The following is a 16,976-nucleotide window of genomic DNA, read 5'->3' as shown; positions in this document are numbered from 1 at the left end:
ACCCGAGGGATTGTCGCGGTATACATGTTCAGGCTTGGCGCTTAGGGTCAAGGCCAAGCCGGCGTGAATCAAGACCTAAAAGACGGAGAGAGCGGTGGCACGAGGATTGTTTTCAGGGATGCTGTGGGGCGGTGTCGTCTCGGTCGTTGTCGCGGCGGTGGCCTCGTTGATGGGGGCGGAGCCTCGGTTGCTGTCATCGACGCCCCCAGAGCCGGCCAAAGTCGAGGTGCCGGACACAGGGTTTTCGGGCGACAGCGCCGATACGCCCCCCCAGATGCCCGCGCCGACCGATGACACAAACGCAACCAGCATGCCCGCCGTGGCCCCGACCGTAGCCCCGACAACGGGCGCGACATCAGCGCCCGTCGCCGATACGGCGCCCGGCAACCAGCCCGACGCACCGATGGTGCCCGCGCTGGAGACGCCGGACATTGTCGCCCCCAATCTGCCGCAAGACACCGCACCCGAAGAGCCGGTCTTGCCCAGCCCGCAGGCAATGGCCCCCGATGCCCCCGCCACCGATGCGCCCGTTGCGCCGGGGGTAGAGGTGCCCGCGACCCCTGCGGCACCTGTCGTAAAGATCACGCCAGAGCCAGAGCCAGCGGCTGCGCCAGAGCCGGAGCCTGCGCCAACACCGCAAACTGCTGAAACGCCGCAGACCGCCCCGCTTCCCGAGCCACAAACAGAGCCTGCCGTGACACCGGATCAGAACGCCGGGACCGCACCGGAGGCCCCCGCGCCACCAACAGGTGTTCTGACGCCCGCGCCGGGGATCGGCGATCTTGCCCCCGGTGTCCTGACAAACCGTCTTCCGCGGATCGGCGATGCGCCTGCGGGTGCGGGGCAGGTGGCTGACAATGGCGCCGTGCCGGCATTGATCGCCAATTCTGTGGCGTTCGAGCCGACAGAGGATGGCCCGCTGATGTCGGTCGTCCTGATCGACATGGGAGAGCCGAGACCCGACGCCGCGACGCTGAAGGCATTTCCCTTCGCACTGACCATCGCGATTGATCCCGTCCGCCCAGATGCCGCCGAGGCCGCCGCCTTTTACCGCGCGGCGGGGGCCGAGGTCTTGATCCTGACCAACCTGCCCGAAGGGTCAATGCCCGCCGATCTGGAGGTGGCGTTCCAGTCCTATCTGTCGATGATCCCCGATGCGGTCGGCGTTCTGGATGTTCCGGTCAGCGCCGTGCAGAAGAGCCGCGACCTTGCGAAGCAACTGGCGCAGATCCTTGTCGCGAGCGGTCACGGTCTGGTGACCTTTCCCAAGGGGCTGAATTCGGCCCAGCAGGAGGCCAAGCGCGAAGGCGTCAAGACCGCGCTGATTTTCCGGTCGGTGGACAATGACAAACCCGCCCCCGACGTATTGCGCCGCGCGCTGGATCAGGCTGCGTTCCGTGCAGGTCAGGAAGGGGGGGTAATCGTGATCGGCCATACCTATCCGGATACGATCACAACGGTGTTGGAATGGGGTGTCGACGAGCGCGCCGGCGGTGTGGTGATGGCGCCCGTGTCAGCAGTTCTTTCGACAAAATAGCGGCGCGTTCCGCGCCATTCCCTTTGTCTCGCCCCCGCTGGCGCGGGGGCTCGTGTTTTTGCGTTTCGCGCGTGTATATTTAAGGAACAAAGAAAACGGCGGTTTCTTTTGACCGGATCAGGCGTTGCCGTTGCGGGCGAACAGCCCTGCATCCTCGGCGGCGCGGCGTATCGCGTTCGATTTATGGACGGTTTCCTGATATTCGGCCTCGGGGTCGCTGTCGTAGACGACGCCGCCGCCTGCCTGGATATAAAGCTTTTCGTCTTTGATCACCGCCGTACGCAGGGCGATGCACATGTCCATATCGCCGTTCGCCGCGAAGTAGCCGCAGCCGCCGCCGTAGACGCCACGTTTTTCGGGTTCCAGCTCGTCGATGATTTCCATCGCACGGACCTTGGGGGCGCCGGATACGGTGCCTGCGGGCATGCCTGCAAAAAAGGCATCGAGCGCGTCCTGATCGTCTGCCAGTTCACCCACCACATTCGACACGATGTGCATCACATGGCTGTAGCGTTCGACGATGAATTGTTCGGTCGGGCGGACCGTGCCTATTTTTGACACCTTGCCGGTGTCATTGCGGCCCAGATCCAGCAGCATCAGATGTTCCGCCAGTTCCTTTTTGTCGGCCAGCAGGTCTGCTTCCAGCGCGCGGTCCTCGTCGGGGGTTTTGCCGCGGGGCCTTGTGCCCGCGATCGGGCGGATGGTGATTTCCGAGCCGAAGACCCGGACAAGGATCTCGGGGCTGGCGCCGACCACCTGAAAACCGCCGAAGTTGAAGAAGAACATGAACGGCGAGGGGTTGGTGCGCCGCAGGCTGCGATAGAGCGCGAAGGGGGGGAGGGTGAAGGCCTGCGTCCAGCGCTGGCTGGGCACCACCTGAAATATGTCGCCCGCGCGGATGTAGTCCTTGGCCTTTTCCACCGCAGCTTTGTAGCCATCGGGGGTGAAGTTCGACACGGGCGGCTCTGTCGGCGTGATCTGGCCCAGATCGCGGGTTTCGCCCGCAGCGTTCCGTTCCAGATCGCGCAGCGCGTCTGACACGCGTTCTGCGGCCTGCGCATAGGCCGCGCGTGCGCCAAGACCACTGGCGACCCAGGCGGGGGAAACGATGATGACCTCTCCCTTGACGCCGTCCAGAACCGCGATCACCGAGGGGCGCATCATCACCGCGTCGGGCAGGCCCAGCGGATCGGGGTTCACATCGGGCAGATGTTCCACAAGGCGGATCATGTCGTAGCCGAGGTAGCCGAACAGGCCCGCCGCACTGGCGGGCAGGTCGTCTGGCATGTCGATCCGGCTTTCGGCGATCAGCGCGCGCAGGCCGTCCAGCGGCGCGGCGTCCTGCGTGACAAAGGCGTCCTCGTCAAAGCGGGCCTGACGGTTCAGGCGGGCGACGGTGCCGTGACACTGCCACACCAGATCGGGCTTCAGCCCGACGATGGAATAGCGCCCGCGCACCTCGCCTCCGGTCACCGATTCCAGCATGAAGCTGTCCTTGCGGGCCCCCGCAAGTTTCAGCATCAAGGAGACCGGCGTATCCAGATCGGCGGCAAGGCGGGTATAGACGATCTGATTGCGACCAGCGGAATATCCGGCCTCGAAACTGTCAAAACTTGGGGTCAGGGCCATTGTATACGTCTTTACGGAAACTGGGCGTGAACGGCGTTGATCGCCGCTTGATCAAGCGTGATGCCGGCCTCTGCGGTCAGCGCACGCGAGAAGAATTCAAATGTGTCCTGTGCGATGCCTTGTGCCGATTGCGTGGTCAGGGCGGTTTTCACCCCTTCCATATCCGGATTGGCCGGATCGACGGGCATAACCGCGTCCAGCTTGACCACAAACACCGCGCCATCGCCCTTCAGGCTGCGGACCTCGCCCTGCGCCATGTCGAACACCTGCACCATAAAGTCGGCCGGTGTGCCCTCGACAAAGGCATCGCGGGTCATGACGGTCTCGACTGTGGCGGTGACGCCGAAGCCTGCGATGTCCGCGCCATCCTTGATCTGCGGGATCAGGGTGGTGACCAGCGCGTCAAGACGGGTTTCGGTTTCCTGTGTCTGCCAGCCGGCGACGACCGCATCGCGGACCTTGTCCATCGGTTGCAGGGCGGGGGGGATGGTGTCGTCCAGGCGCATCGCGAAGATGCCGCCATCGTCCAGCCGGGTGACGACGGGGTAGTCATCCCCGGTCAGGTTTGCGGCGGCAACGGCGAAGGTGTCATAGGCGGCGATGCCGTCCTTCATGGCGTCATACCAGTCGATGGTGCCGACCTGCATGTCGGTTTCCTTTGCCACATCTTCCAGTGTCGCACCGCCAACCAGCAGGTTGTCGATGGTCTCTATTTCGCCGTCGATGCGGCGGCGGGCGGCGTCGATGGCGTATTCTTCGACCAGATCGGGGCGGGCCTGTTCGAAACTGGTGTTCTGGGCGGCAAGGATGCCGTTCATGCGGAACAGCGCCGGTCCGACACTTGACGGCAACGGGCCGACGACGCCGGGTTCGGTTAGCGCGAAAATCGCGTCACCGGCCGCGCCAAGATCGCCCTGCGCAAGGTCGCCCAGGTCAATATCGTCTATTTTCAGTCCGCGTTCTGCCACCAAAGCGTCAAAATCGGCGGTGCCATCGTCAAGGCGGGCCTTTGCGGCGGTCGCGTCTTCCTCGGTCGGGAAGACCAGACGTTCGATCAGTCGGCGCTCGGGGCGCTGATATTCATCGCGGCGCTCGGTATAAAGGGCGCGAAGCGCGTCCTCGTCGACTGGTGTGCTGTCCAGTATCATCTCTGGCGCAAGCCACACATAGGTGATGCGCTTGGACTCCGGCAGGGTGAACTGCGGCGCGTTGGCGGTGTAATAGGCGGTCAGCTGGTGCTGCGTCGGTGCCGCAATCGGCTCTGGCAGGGTGCTGTCGTCGAACCTTGCCCAGGTGAAACTCCGGCGCTCGCCCACATAGGACAAAAGCGTGTTGATATAAGTGTCCGCGGGCACGATGCCGCCCGCGACTGCGCCCTGCATCAGGCTGCGTGTGGTGTCGCTGCGGATGCCGGCCTCGAATTCCGGTTCTGTCATTCCGGCGCGGGACAATGACTGGCGATAGGCGTCGCGGTCAAAGCTGCCGTCAAGGTTGCGGAAGGCCGGGATTGCCAGAACCTGCTCGCGGACCTTTTCGTCGCCGACCGATACGCCAATCGTCCTGGCCTCGTCGTCTAGGGCGGCATTGGACACAAGACGCTGGATCACGGCCTGATCTATGCCGAACTGCTGCGCCTGCGAAAGGGTCATGGACTGGCCGGTCTGCGCTTCTATCGCGCGCATTTCCTGCTGAAGTTCGCGGCCATAGGCGCCGGTGGTGATGTCCTGATCGCCGACCTTGCCGATCGTCTGGACCGCGCCGCCAAAATTGCCGACGCCGAAGCCCCCAAGACCCACCACAAGCAGGACCATAAGGATCCACACCAAGATGTTGCCGCTTTTCTTGCCAAGGCTTTTGGCCATGCTGACGCCCTTCCTGTTTTACCAAGGTGATGTTTATGCTGCGCGGGTCCGGGGGGCAAGCGTCAGATCGAAAGGTTCGACAATCGCCGGAACAGCTCTTGCACGCCGGCGCGGTCGATATTGGCGAATGCGATGCGCATCTGGCGTTTTCCCCCGGCGCTGCCTTCGGGCATGAACATGGTGCCGGGCAGCATCAAAAGGCCGGCAGCCCCGACCAGCCGTTGCGCCACCTCGTTCGAGGGCAGGTCGTAGGGATGTTCGGCATAGGCGAAATAGGCGCCACAGCCCAGAAGGCGCCAGCCGTCCAGCGCGGGAAATCCTTCGGCCATGGCGGCGCGGCGGTCCAGAATTTCGGCCCGCTCGCCGGCCAGCCACTGGCCGAGGTTTTCCATCCCCCAAAGCGCGCCGATCTGGCCGATCTGGCTGGGGCAGATGGTGACCGTATCCAGAAACTTTTCGACCTCGGCCAGCCGTTTCACACTGGCGGTCATCGCACCCACTCGGTGGCCGGTCAGCCGGTACGCCTTGGAGAACGAGTAAAGCTGGATCAGCGTGTCGGCCCAGTCGGGGTCGCTGAACAGATCATGCGGCGCGCTGGTGCGGCTGTCGAAGTCGCGGTAGGTTTCATCAAGGATCAGCGCCAGCCCGTGCTTTTGCGCAAGGTCATAAAAGGCGTGGACAAGGCCCGCCGGGTACTCGACGCCGCCGGGGTTGTTCGGGGTCACAAGGACAATCGCGCGTGTGCGCGGCGTGATCAGCGCCTCTGCCGCGTCCGGGTCGGGAAGCAGACTGTCGCCCGTTGCCAGCGGAACAGTGTGGATGCCCTGCATGTCCAGCCACATTTTATGGTTGAAATACCAAGGGGTTGGAATGATAACCTCATCTCCGTCTCCCGCTAGTGTGGCAATCGCCGCCGCAAAGGCCTGATTGCAGCCAGAGGTGATCGCGACCTGCGACGCCTGAACCGTGCCGCCATAGCTGCGGGTCCATTCGTCGGCCACGCGCGCGCGCAGGGCGGGCAGGCCAAGGACGGGGCCGTAAAGATGGCTTTCGGGTTGCGTCATCAGCGCGTCCGCCATCGCGGCACGCAACGCTTCGGGCGGGGGGGCGACCGGCGCGGCCTGACTGACGTTGATCAGCGGGCGGTCGTCGGGATGAATGACCCCGTCAAGCCAGCGGCGCGCCTCCATCACGGGGGGCGGAAAGGTAGCGGCGAAACGGGGGTTCAATGTGAATGTCATGGGGCCACGCATAAGGTCAGGGTGCGCTCAGCCTAGCAGCGGGGTCCGGGCAGGGAAAGGCCCGGCGATCAGGATATCCTGTCGGCATTCGGGCGGATCATGCCGCACCGTCGCCGATGATCTGCGTTTCCCTGTCGCAGCCACGCTGGCCTATTTGCCGCGATAGGGTTCGACGTATTGCAGCGCCATATCCCAGGGGAAGAATATCCAGGTGTCCTGACTGACCTCTGTGATAAAGGTATCGACCATCGGGCGGCCCTTTGGCTTGGCGTAGACGGTTGCGAAATGCGCCTTGGGGTAAAGGCCGCGCACGATTTCAAGGGTTTTGCCGCTGTCCACCAGATCGTCGACGATCAGGATGCCGGTGCCGTCGCCCATCATCTTTTCGTCGGGGTATTTCAGGACGCTGGCATCCGCTTGCGACTGGTGGTCGTAGGATTTGATGCTGATCGTATCAACCGTGCGGATGTCCAGTTCGCGCGCGACGATCATCGCGGGGGCCATGCCGCCACGGGTGATGGCGACAACCGCTTTCCATCCGCCGTCTGCCGGACCATGCCCGTCCAGCCGCCATGCCAGCGCGCGACTGTCGCGGTGGATCTGATCCCAGCTGATGTGAAAGCCTTTTTCGTGGGGCAGGCGGTCTGTCATGGTGATCTCCAGAGGGAACTTTGGTTTAAGTGGCTGCGATTTTCAGGCCAAGCAGGGCCAGAAGCCCGCCAAAGGCACGGTCGATGACGGATTTAAGACTGATATAGCCGCGCCGCGTGCGCTCGAACGAGAACAGACGGGCGACCGCGATATTCCACAGGGTCTCGTTCAGGAACACCACGGTCAGAAGGGCGGCGATCACCCAAGGAGAGGTGCCCGCGGGGACGGTTCCGACAAAGATCGCGCTGAACAGGATCGCGGGTTTGGGGTTGGCAAGCTGGGTCATGACGCCAAGGCGAAATGCCGATCGCGCAGAGCGTGGCAGGCGGTTGGCGGCACCCATATCCAGCGGGGTATCGGCATTGCGCCACATGCCATAGGCCATGCGGATCAGGTAGATCCCACCGGCAATCTTCAGCGCCCACAAAAGCGCGGGCGCGACCTGAAACACCAGCGCCAGACCGAACAGCGCCGCCGCCGCCCAGATCACGCCGCCGACACCGATGCCCGCCGCAAGAAACGCGCCGGTGCGCAGCCCTTCGGTGACGCCGGTGCGTGCCGCCATCAAAACGGCGGGGCCGGGGCTGATGGCCGCCATCAGGTGCAGGACTGCAACAGCAAGAAAGGCGGCCAGCGTCACCGGATCAGCCCTTTTCGATATCGGGGGCGTCAACGGCTTTCATGCCGACGACGTGATACCCCGAATCCACATGATGCACTTCGCCCGTCACCGCCGAGGACATATCCGACAGCAGATACAGTGCGGATTTGCCGACTTCCTCTGTTGTCACGGTGCGCCGCAGGGGCGAGTTATACTCGTTCCATTTCATGATATAGCGGAAGTCACCGATGCCCGATGCGGCCAGCGTCTTGATCGTGCCCGCCGAAATCGCGTTCACACGGATATTCTTCTTACCCAGATCCTCGGCCATATAACGGACCGATGCCTCCAGCGCGGCCTTGGCGACGCCCATGACGTTGTAATGCGGCATGACCTTTTCGGCACCATAATACGTCAGGGTCAGACAGGACCCGCCGTCGGTCATCATCTTTTCCGCACGCTGCACGACTGCTGTGAAGGAATAGACAGAGATGTCCATCGACATGTTGAAGTTGGCGCGACTGGTGTCAACGTAACGCCCGCGCAGCTCGTTCTTGTCGGAAAAGCCGATGGCGTGCACGACAAAGTCCAGCTTGCCCCATTTTTCCTGCAAGGTCGCGAACAGCGCGTCCAGCGATGCCTCGTCGTTCACGTCGCATTCCACGACGATATCGGACCCGACTTCGGCGGCCAGCGGGGTCACCCGTTTCAGCAGTTGTTCGCCCTGATAGGAAAACGCCAGCTCGGCCCCTTGATCGGCCAACGCGCGGGCAATGCCCCATGCGATCGACTTGTCGTTCGCAAGGCCCATAATCAGCCCGCGTTTTCCGTCCATCAGTTTCATTGACATTCGCCGCCCCTAAGTCACGATAGTGTTGACGTGACGTTTAGGCGATAGATCGGGTTGCTTCAAGTGCGGCGACAGATGTAGCGATGTCGCTATTCGAAACGCGTGCCCCAGGCACCGGAACTCAGGAGAAATCAATGGCCGACCGGAGTGGTATTTTCGCGGGCGACGACCCTTTCGAGATCGCGCGCGCCTGGTTGGCCGAGGCAGAGGCAACAGAGCCGAACGACCCCAATGCCATCGCTTTGGCAAGCGTCGATGCCGCCGGATTGCCAAACGTGCGGATGGTGCTGTTGAAGGAGATTGAGCCTGAAGCCTTTGTGTTCTATACTAATTATGAGAGCGTGAAGGCAGGCGAGGTGTTGACCTCCGGGAAAGCGGCATTTGTTCTTCATTGGAAGTCACTGCGTCGACAAATCCGTGTGCGTGGACTTGTCGAAAAGGAAGACGGGCCGCTTGCGGATGCCTATTATGCGTCCCGATCGCTGCAAAGCAGGATCGGGGCATGGGCATCAAAACAATCCAGACCTTTGCGGTCGCGTGCGGCGCTGCTTGGCGAAGTTGCTAAGATAACGGCAACGAAAGGGACGAACCCGTCAAGACCACCCTTTTGGGGAGGTATACGGATAAGGCCCGTTGAAATAGAGTTCTGGGCAGACGGAGCGTTCCGTTTGCATGACAGATTCAAATGGTCCCGCGACAGTGTTGTGGATGACTGGGATGTAGAGAGGCTCAACCCTTGAGCCGCAATGACACGGCGGACTGGCATTAATGCAGCGGTTTTCCACTTGCATCGTCGGTTTTGTCAGTAAACACAGTGCAGGTGGCCTGAGTAACGATTGATCGAAAAGTAAACTTGTTTCGCACAATCAGCGGGTAGACATGACAACCGAGAATTTAGACATAAAGACCGTATACGGACAGGTAAAATGGTTCGACCCCTCAAAGGGATTCGGCTTTGTCGTGTCCAGCGAGGGCGGGCCGGATATCTTGCTGCACGCCAATGTTCTAAGGAATTTTGGCCAAAGTTCGATCGCGGATGCGACCGGAATAGAGATTTCAGTGCAAAAGACGGATCGCGGCATGCAAGCTGTTGAAGTCCTTCGGATTGATCCGCCGGTGACCTTGTCCAACCAGATGGAGGACATGGCGTATCTGTCCCCAGCCGAGCTTGACCTGATTCCAATTGTGCCCGCACGGGTCAAGTGGTTCGACAAGGCGAAGGGATTCGGCTTTGCGAATGTTTACGGAAAAGCCGAAGATGTGTTCATCCACGCAGAGGTTTTGCGCAGTTCCGGCTTTGCGGATTTGCAACCGGGCGAGGCGGTCTGCCTGCGTGTGATTGACGGACAGCGGGGCCGCATGGCCGTTTATGTGCTAAGCTGGGACGCGGCGATCCGTCATGTCGATGCGCCGGTTGCGAACGAGGCTGTCATAAACGAATGAAGTTCGGTTTTGTGGTTCTGTGTACCTTGTTCTGTGCAACCTCTGTCGGGGCGTCGGATTGTGCGCTGTCGCGGGTGGATATCCGGGGCGCGGGGGGGCTGGTCCGCTTCAACGTCGAAATCGCCGATGACGCGGGCGAACGGGCCTTGGGCTTGATGAACCGCGCGACGATGCCGAAAAGCTCTGGCATGTTGTTCGTCTATGACCGGCCACAGGCCGTGGCGTTCTGGATGAAGAACACATTGATTCCCCTTGATATGATTTTTGCCGGGCCGGACGGCCGGGTGCGCCGCGTCCATTCCAATGCCGTGCCGCACGATCTGACACCGATCGACGGCGGCGACGGGATTTTTGCAGTTCTAGAGATAAACGGCGGCCTTTCCGGGGCGCTTGGCATCACCGAAGGCGCTGTAATCCGGCATCCGGCCTTTGCGCAGGACAAAGCAATTTGGTCTTGTGAAAAAGAATAGTCGGTTAGGGCTTTTCATCCGGATAATCTGTGCGTATTAGGACGCTGTGAGCGGGGCGTAGCGCAGTCTGGTAGCGCGGCGGTTTTGGGAACCGTAGGTCGTAGGTTCGAATCCTATCGCCCCGACCACCCTTCTGATGTTGCTTTTATGCAGCACAGAATAAAACAGATCCACCTTGGTAGTTGTGTATCGATCCACCCCCGTGTGGGCGCCGTGCTGGTGCGCGATCACGTCAACAAAATCCCGTAACCAGACCTGACCAAATGGAAAATGCCATGTGGCGTTTGCCGCCTCTGGCCTGCGGGTTTGAAACCATCCACAGGGGTGAATCATCCAGTTCGGGGCGGGTCAGAATAATCGGCCTTGGTCAATCACCAATAATCACATTTCCGTTCAATATTTCCGTTGACCAGATAGGGCAAACTACGCCAGTTTGTGTTTGCTGGATATGACGCCACTAAATGTTGTGGTTGCCAAACTTTAAAACATAGACCCTGATATAAGCGGCCGGTCATAGGACGGGACGCGCCCGGCGAAGGAATTGCCGCCACAAGGGCCATGAATTTGAAGATACGGCAGAGTGCGGTGCAATCGTCCGTCGAGATGTGAACCGCGAACTGTAGAAAAAAATTTGCGATGGGGCAGATGCTATGAAAATCGAACGTAATTTCACGAAATCGGGTGCGGGCGCTTATGCAGATGTTCCATTCGCGACCACGGCTTCCGAGATTCGCAATCCTGACGGAACCATCGTTTTCCGCCTTGATCAGGTCGAGATCCCAGAGGGCTGGTCCCAGGTCGCATCCGACGTCATAGCCCAGAAATATTTCCGCAAGGCAGGTGTTCCGGCTGTTCTGAAAAAGATCAGGGAAAAGGGTATGCCGGAATTCCTTTGGCGGTATGTCGCGGACGAAGAGGCCCTGGCCGACTTGCCCGAAGAGGATCGCTTCGGCGGCGAGACCTCGGCCCGTCAGGTGTTCGACCGTTTGGCCGGTGCCTGGGCCTATTGGGGCTGGAAGGGTGGCTATTTCACCACCGAGGAAGATGCCCGCACCTATTTCGACGAGATGCGCTATATGCTGGCGACGCAACGCGCCGCACCGAACAGCCCGCAGTGGTTCAACACCGGCCTGCACTGGGCCTACGGCATCGACGGTCCGGCGCAGGGTCACTACTACGTTGATTTCAAAACCGAGAAACTGACCAAATCCGCGTCCAGCTACGAGCATCCGCAGCCGCACGCCTGCTTTATCCAGTCGGTCAAGGACGATCTGGTCGGCGACGGCGGCATCATGGATCTTTGGGTCCGCGAGGCACGGCTGTTTAAATACGGCTCTGGCACCGGCACCAATTTCTCGTCGCTGCGCGCGGACGGCGAGAAACTGTCGGGCGGCGGCAAATCATCCGGCCTGATGGGTTTTCTGAAAATCGGGGACCGTGCGGCGGGCGCGATCAAGTCGGGCGGCACAACCCGTCGCGCGGCCAAGATGGTGATCATCGACGCCGACCACCCCGACATCGAAGCCTTCATCAACTGGAAGGTCATCGAAGAGCAAAAGGTGGCCTCTATCGTCGCCGGTTCCAAGATGCACGAGCGGCACCTGAACGAAATCTTCGCCGCGATCAAAGCATGGGACGGCAAGGCCGAAGACGCGGTTGACCCATCGGTGAACGAAACCCTGAAGGCCGCGATCAAGGGCGCCAAGAAGGTTGCGATCCCTGAAACCTACGTCAAGCGCGTTCTGGACTATGCCAAGCAGGGCTACACCAGCATCGAATTCCCGACCTATGACACCGATTGGGATTCCGAGGCGTATTCGTCCGTGTCCGGCCAGAACTCTAACAACTCGATCCGCGTGACAGATGCCTTCCTGAAGGCGGTCAAGGACGACGCCCCATGGGAACTGATCCGCCGCACCGATGGCAAGGTCGCCAAAACCATTTCCGCCCGCGATCTGTGGGAACAGGTCGGCCACGCCGCCTGGGCTTGTGCCGATCCGGGCATCCAGTACCACGACACCGTGAACGCCTGGCACACCTGCCCCGAAGACGGCGCGATCCGCGGATCGAACCCGTGTTCGGAATACATGTTCCTGGACGATACCGCCTGTAACCTTGCGTCGATGAACCTGCTGACCTTTCTGAAGGACGGCGTGTTTCAGGCAGAGGACTACATGCATGCGACCCGCCTTTGGACCCTGACACTGGAAGTGTCGGTGATGATGGCGCAGTTCCCGTCAAAGGAAATCGCGCAGCGGTCGTTCGATTTCCGCACGCTGGGTCTGGGCTATGCCAACATCGGCGGCCTGTTGATGAACATGGGCTACAGCTATGACAGCGACGAGGGCAGGGCGCTTTGCGGTGCCTTGACCGCGATCATGACCGGCGTTTCCTACGCGACCTCTGCCGAAGTGGCGGGCGAGTTGGGCGCGTTCTCGGGCTATGCCCGCAACAAAGAGCACATGCTGCGCGTCATCCGCAACCACCGCACCGCCGCCTATGGCAAAACCGAGGGCTATGAGGCGCTGGAAATAAAGCCGGTCGCGCTTGACCACGCGAACTGCCCCGACAAACGTCTGATCGCGCTGGCAAAAACCAGCTGGGACGAGGCGCTGCGCCTTGGCGAGATACACGGCTACCGCAACGCGCAGGTGTCGGTCATCGCCCCGACGGGCACCATCGGTCTGGTCATGGATTGCGACACCACCGGCATCGAGCCCGACTTTGCGCTGGTGAAGTTCAAGAAGCTGGCCGGTGGCGGCTATTTCAAGATCATCAACCAGTCGGTTCCGGCCGCCCTGGAAAAGCAGGGCTACGGTTCGGCCCAGATCGAGGAAATCGTCGCCTATGCCGTGGGGCATGGCACCATTGGCAACGCGCCCGGCATCAACCACACCGCGCTGATCGGTCATGGTTTCGGCCCGAGAGAACTGGAAAAGATCGAGGCGGCGCTGCCATCCGCCTTTGATATCCGCTTTGTGTTCAACCAGTGGACGCTGGGCGAGGACTTTTGCACCGGCACGCTGGGCATTCCCGCGACCAAGCTGAACGACCCGACCTTTGATCTGCTGAAGCACCTTGGTTTCACCCGCGCGCAAGTCGAGGCGGCGAATGATCATGTTTGCGGCACGATGACGCTGGAAGGCGCGCCGTTCCTGAAAACCGAGCATTACAGCATCTTCGATTGCGCCAACGCCTGCGGCAAAACGGGCAAGCGCTTTCTCAGCGTGAACAGCCACATCTATATGATGGCCGCCGCGCAGTCGTTTATTTCCGGCGCTATTTCCAAGACGATCAACATGCAGAACACCGCCTCGATCGAGGATTGCCAGAAGGCTTATGAATTGAGCTGGTCGCTGGGGATCAAGGCGAATGCGCTGTATCGTGACGGATCGAAACTGTCGCAACCTTTGGCCGCGTCCCTTGTCGAGGACGACGAAGACGCCGAAGAGATCATGCTGAACGGGTCCAACCACGAAAAAGCGGCGGTGATGGCCGAGAAGATAGTCGAAAAAATCATCATCAAGGAAATCATCAAATCGCACCGCGAAAAGCTGCCCGAGCGGCGCAAGGGCTATACCCAGAAGGCCATCGTCGGCGGTCACAAGGTTTACCTGCGCACCGGCGAGTATAAGGACGGCCAGCTTGGCGAGATATTCATCGACATGCACAAAGAGGGCGCCGGCTTTCGCGCGATGATGAACAATTTCGCCATCGCGGTGTCGGTCGGTCTGCAATACGGCGTGCCTCTGGAAGAATTCGTCGACGCCTTTACCTTTACCAAGTTCGAACCGGCTGGCATGGTTCAGGGCAACGAGACGATCAAGAACGCGACCTCGATCCTTGACTATATCTTCCGCGAACTGGCCGTGTCCTATCTGGATCGCACCGATCTGGCCCATGTCCAGCCGCAAGGCGCCACGTTCGACGATCTGGGCCGTGGCGAGGAAGAGGGCAAGCGCAACTTTGGCGAAGTCAGCGAAAGTGCCGCGTCCAAGTCGCTGGATGTGCTGCGCCAGATCAGCTCTACCGGCTACCTGCGCAAGCGGGTTCCACAGGAACTGATGGTGTTCCAGGGTGGAATGAGCATGAACGCGGTGGCCTTCGATACCGCTATGGACCCGATGGCAAGCCTGCAAACACTGGTGCCAGAGATAGGGGCCTCTGTATCGTCCGTGTCTACGACGTCGATCAGTTCGGGCACCGTTTCGATGGATGCGCGGGTCAAGGCCAAGATGCAGGGCTATGAGGGTGAGGCCTGCGGCGAGTGCGGCAACTACACGCTGGTGCGCAACGGCACCTGCATGAAGTGCAACACCTGCGGCGGCACTAGCGGATGTAGCTGACGAATTGGGGTTGGTGTAGGTCGGGGCAAAGATTGTCCGGGGCTATGAAAACAAGGCGCGCGGGGTGGTCCTGAATTCGATATTTCGGAGAGCCTTCGGGGATAAGTGAATACGAGTTCCGGGGCGGGTGCGCTCGCCCTTGACGCCGATCAGGCCGCAGGCAGAAAACCGGGCGGTACAGAGAATGAGCCTGATTTGCGAAACTGGGGTCCCTTCGGGGGCCCCTTCTTCTGTTTGGCGGCATGGTTGTTGCGAAGTCACCCGCGCGCCTTTTGCAGAGCCTGAAGATATTCTGAAACCTTCAGGCCCCCCGTGCTTTATCAGGCGGATTCGAATTGCGCCATGAACGCGTCGAATTCGGCATCGCTTATCTGAACCTGATGTTCCGCACCGGGATAAAGCGCGGTGTCTACCTCTGCGCGGAACGTCGAAAACGCGGCAATTCGCATTGCCTGAAGCCTTTCGTATTCGGTTGCGAAATCGGCATAGGTTTTTGCATGGCGCGGGCGATGGCCGCGGGTGCAGCCCAATACGTCTTCGGCAAACAGATACTGGGCGTCTGCGCCGGCACCGGCCCCCATGGACAACAAGACCAGCGAACTGCGTCTCGCAATTTCAGAGGCGACGCGCGACGGGACCACCTCGAATTCGGCGCCGAAGGCCCCCGCATCTTCAAGCGCCTTTACGTCGTTCCAGACCGACAGGGCCGAACCTGCCGTTTTGCCGACAGCCTTGAACCCTCCGGTCCATGTGCATTTGGACGGGATAAGGCCGACGTGCCCGACAACGGGAATCCCTTCATGGGCGAGGGCCGCAACTGTGGTCAGCCCTGCGGCGCAATACACGCAGTCGCCCCCGATCCTGACAGCGGCATGGGCCGCCCGCAGGTAATCTTCGGTTGTGACCAGTTCGCCATACAGCAGGCCTACCTGCACAAAGCAATTGCCCGCTGCCTGACGCATTTCCGGCGTCCAGAGCGGCGCGATGATCGACAACATGTCGATACCTGCGGCTGCCGCTGCGCGGGCTTCGTCAAGCGTTTCGACATAAAGCATGGTCATTTGCCGTTTACCTTTCAGGGCACGCACATCTGCGACGGTCATTCTGGATAGGGCCAATTTTTCTTTCCTTTATCGTGCCGCGCTAAGACCGCAACAAGGTCTTGAGGGTCACGGATGGGTCTGCAAGGTCGTCGGGTGACGGTGTGGAGCTTCGGGCGATCATCATCTCGGCAAGCCGGATATCCTTGGCCACAGCATTACCGGGGCCTAAACCGACGGCTGCGGTCAGGGTGCCATCCGGCGCGCTGAAAAACGTGATGGTCGCACCCTGCCCAAGATCGCGGATCGTTGCGGTGTTCTGCGGGTCGGGGTGCCCTGTGATCTGAAGGCCAAGTTCGTATTGATCGGACCAGAACCACGGGGTCTGGCGAAAGGGGGCATCCGCGCCCAGCATGGCTTTCGCGGCCCAACCGCCTTGGTCCTGTGCATTCCGCCACGATTCAAGCCGGATCTGCCCAAGGTCGGGATGATCGAAATTCGCGCAATCTCCGGCGGCAAAAATGCGCGGATCACTTGTGGCCAAAGTCGCGGATACGGTGATGCCGTTTGCGCAGGCCAGACCCGCCGACTCGGCAAGGGCTGTGTCTGGGATCACGCCAACGGCGGCGACAATCAGATCGGCAGGCAGGATCTCGTTGCCGCTCAGGGTCACGGAACCGGCCGCTATGCTTTCAATCCCGGCATCGAATCGGAATTCAACACCGGCGTTGCGGTGGCGGGCCACGATCCTGTCCGCCGTCGCGTCCGGCACGGCCCGACCAAGGGCGCGCGGCGCCATTTCAACGACGGTCACGGCGATGTCGCGGCGGCGCAGTTCCGCGGCAAGTTCCAGCCCGATCAGGCCGGCACCGATGATGACGGCACGGGATGCTGACTGTGCGCGGGTATAGATCCGGTCTGCGTCGTCTTTCGTGCGCATCATCAGGGCATGGCCCTGCGGGTCGCAAGATAAGGAACGCGGTGTTGCGCCGGTTGCCAGCAACAGCCTGTCATAGGTGTGACTGCTGCCATCCGACAGGGCGATGAACGCGTTCGGGCGATCAATCGCGGTGACAGTGACGCCGGACAGCAAGGTTATGCGAGCCTTTTCAAGACTGTCCGCCGTCGCGATCTCTGTCAGAAATCCGCCCTGCGCGTTCGGCTTTGACAACGGCGGGCGGTCGTAGGGCAAACCTGCCTCTGCGCTCACAAGCATTACGTCACCGGCGAATCCGGCCTCGCGCAGGGCAAAGGCGGCGCGGGTGCCGCACACGCCCGCACCGATGATGCAAATCCGGTCCATACG

The 16,976-nt window shown here is 61.0% G+C and carries 13 protein-coding genes and 1 tRNA gene; 6 read left to right on the top strand and 8 right to left on the bottom strand.

What is annotated here, in order from left to right; all coding sequences use genetic code 11:
- Nucleotides 1-94 precede the first annotated feature (94 nt).
- The gene (locus ACEN2R_RS06220; protein WP_442040305.1) at nt 95-1,537 is read left to right on the top strand and encodes a divergent polysaccharide deacetylase family protein; all 1,443 of its coding nucleotides are present in this window, start codon (nt 95-97) and stop codon (nt 1,535-1,537) included.
- Nucleotides 1,538-1,654: 117 nt separating this feature from the next.
- Here ACEN2R_RS06220 and trpE read toward each other — a convergent pair whose 3' ends face one another.
- The 6 genes from trpE to fabI all read right to left on the bottom strand — a co-directional run bounded on the left by trpE (nt 1,655) and on the right by fabI (nt 8,371).
- On the bottom strand, nt 1,655-3,166 hold the full coding sequence (trpE, locus tag ACEN2R_RS06215) for an anthranilate synthase component I (protein ID WP_442040303.1): 1,512 nt from the start codon (nt 3,164-3,166) through the stop codon (nt 1,655-1,657).
- Between the two features lie 11 nt (nt 3,167-3,177).
- The gene (locus tag ACEN2R_RS06210; protein WP_442040301.1) at nt 3,178-5,028 is read right to left on the bottom strand and encodes a SurA N-terminal domain-containing protein; all 1,851 of its coding nucleotides are present in this window, start codon (nt 5,026-5,028) and stop codon (nt 3,178-3,180) included.
- Between the two features lie 62 nt (nt 5,029-5,090).
- On the bottom strand, nt 5,091-6,269 hold the full coding sequence (locus ACEN2R_RS06205; protein ID WP_442040299.1) for an aminotransferase: 1,179 nt from the start codon (nt 6,267-6,269) through the stop codon (nt 5,091-5,093).
- 150 nt (nt 6,270-6,419) lie between these two features.
- A complete protein-coding gene (gene gpt / locus ACEN2R_RS06200; protein ID WP_442040297.1) occupies nt 6,420-6,920 on the bottom strand; it encodes a xanthine phosphoribosyltransferase in 501 nt (166 codons plus the stop codon).
- Nucleotides 6,921-6,945: 25 nt separating this feature from the next.
- Nucleotides 6,946-7,560, bottom strand: a complete 615-nt coding sequence (locus tag ACEN2R_RS06195) for a LysE family translocator (protein ID WP_442040295.1) — start codon at nt 7,558-7,560, stop codon at nt 6,946-6,948.
- A 4-nt stretch (nt 7,561-7,564) separates the two neighbouring features.
- Nucleotides 7,565-8,371: an enoyl-ACP reductase FabI gene (gene fabI, locus ACEN2R_RS06190; protein ID WP_442040293.1), complete on the bottom strand. Its 807-nt coding sequence runs from the start codon at nt 8,369-8,371 to the stop codon at nt 7,565-7,567.
- A 134-nt stretch (nt 8,372-8,505) separates the two neighbouring features.
- Here fabI and pdxH point away from each other — a divergent pair, with 134 nt between their 5' ends.
- The 5 genes from pdxH (at nt 8,506) to ACEN2R_RS06165 (ending at nt 14,630) form a co-directional block, all read left to right on the top strand.
- Nucleotides 8,506-9,111 (top strand): pyridoxamine 5'-phosphate oxidase, encoded by a 606-nt coding sequence (gene pdxH, locus ACEN2R_RS06185; protein WP_442040291.1) that lies wholly within the window; start codon nt 8,506-8,508, stop codon nt 9,109-9,111.
- A gap of 139 nt (nt 9,112-9,250) precedes the next feature.
- Nucleotides 9,251-9,814, top strand: coding sequence for a cold-shock protein (locus tag ACEN2R_RS06180; protein WP_442040289.1), 564 nt, complete (start codon nt 9,251-9,253; stop codon nt 9,812-9,814).
- Complete coding sequence (locus tag ACEN2R_RS06175) at nt 9,811-10,284, top strand: DUF192 domain-containing protein (protein WP_442040287.1); 474 nt, start codon at nt 9,811-9,813, stop codon at nt 10,282-10,284. Before ACEN2R_RS06180 ends, ACEN2R_RS06175 begins: the two co-directional genes overlap by 4 nt.
- 51 nt (nt 10,285-10,335) lie before the next feature.
- Nucleotides 10,336-10,412: transfer RNA gene (locus ACEN2R_RS06170), tRNA-Pro, on the top strand.
- Between the two features lie 522 nt (nt 10,413-10,934).
- Nucleotides 10,935-14,630 carry a vitamin B12-dependent ribonucleotide reductase gene (locus tag ACEN2R_RS06165; protein ID WP_442040285.1) on the top strand — a complete coding sequence of 1,232 codons (3,696 nt, stop codon included), beginning with the start codon at nt 10,935-10,937 and terminating at the stop codon, nt 14,628-14,630.
- Between the two features lie 320 nt (nt 14,631-14,950).
- Here the strand turns inward: ACEN2R_RS06165 and ACEN2R_RS06160 are convergent, their stop codons facing one another.
- Nucleotides 14,951-15,691: a 3-methyl-2-oxobutanoate hydroxymethyltransferase gene (locus ACEN2R_RS06160; RefSeq protein WP_442040283.1), complete on the bottom strand. Its 741-nt coding sequence runs from the start codon at nt 15,689-15,691 to the stop codon at nt 14,951-14,953.
- Between the two features lie 82 nt (nt 15,692-15,773).
- Complete coding sequence (locus ACEN2R_RS06155) at nt 15,774-16,973, bottom strand: NAD(P)/FAD-dependent oxidoreductase (protein WP_442040281.1); 1,200 nt, start codon at nt 16,971-16,973, stop codon at nt 15,774-15,776.
- Nucleotides 16,974-16,976 lie beyond the last annotated feature (3 nt).

The sequence above is a fragment of the Pseudogemmobacter sp. W21_MBD1_M6 genome (genome assembly GCF_052119585.1).
Classification (GTDB): Bacteria; Pseudomonadota; Alphaproteobacteria; order Rhodobacterales; family Rhodobacteraceae; genus JBGQOJ01.
This window is presented reverse-complemented; position numbering and strand designations above follow the sequence as displayed.

Bases quoted from the DNA above. Each gene is read 5' to 3' on its own strand.
- gpt (WP_442040297.1), bottom strand. From the start codon at position 6,920: ATGACAGACCGCCTGCCCCACGAAAAAGGCTTTCACATCAGCTGGGAT.
- ACEN2R_RS06210 (WP_442040301.1), bottom strand. From the start codon at position 5,028: ATGGCCAAAAGCCTTGGCAAGAAAAGCGGCAACATCTTGGTGTGGATC.
- ACEN2R_RS06155 (WP_442040281.1), bottom strand. From the start codon at position 16,973: ATGGACCGGATTTGCATCATCGGTGCGGGCGTGTGCGGCACCCGCGCC.
- ACEN2R_RS06180 (WP_442040289.1), top strand. From the start codon at position 9,251: ATGACAACCGAGAATTTAGACATAAAGACCGTATACGGACAGGTAAAA.
- ACEN2R_RS06175 (WP_442040287.1), top strand. From the start codon at position 9,811: ATGAAGTTCGGTTTTGTGGTTCTGTGTACCTTGTTCTGTGCAACCTCT.
- fabI (WP_442040293.1), bottom strand. From the start codon at position 8,371: ATGTCAATGAAACTGATGGACGGAAAACGCGGGCTGATTATGGGCCTT.
- ACEN2R_RS06165 (WP_442040285.1), top strand. From the start codon at position 10,935: ATGAAAATCGAACGTAATTTCACGAAATCGGGTGCGGGCGCTTATGCA.
- pdxH (WP_442040291.1), top strand. From the start codon at position 8,506: ATGGCCGACCGGAGTGGTATTTTCGCGGGCGACGACCCTTTCGAGATC.
- ACEN2R_RS06205 (WP_442040299.1), bottom strand. From the start codon at position 6,269: ATGACATTCACATTGAACCCCCGTTTCGCCGCTACCTTTCCGCCCCCC.
- trpE (WP_442040303.1), bottom strand. From the start codon at position 3,166: ATGGCCCTGACCCCAAGTTTTGACAGTTTCGAGGCCGGATATTCCGCT.
- ACEN2R_RS06160 (WP_442040283.1), bottom strand. From the start codon at position 15,691: ATGACCATGCTTTATGTCGAAACGCTTGACGAAGCCCGCGCAGCGGCA.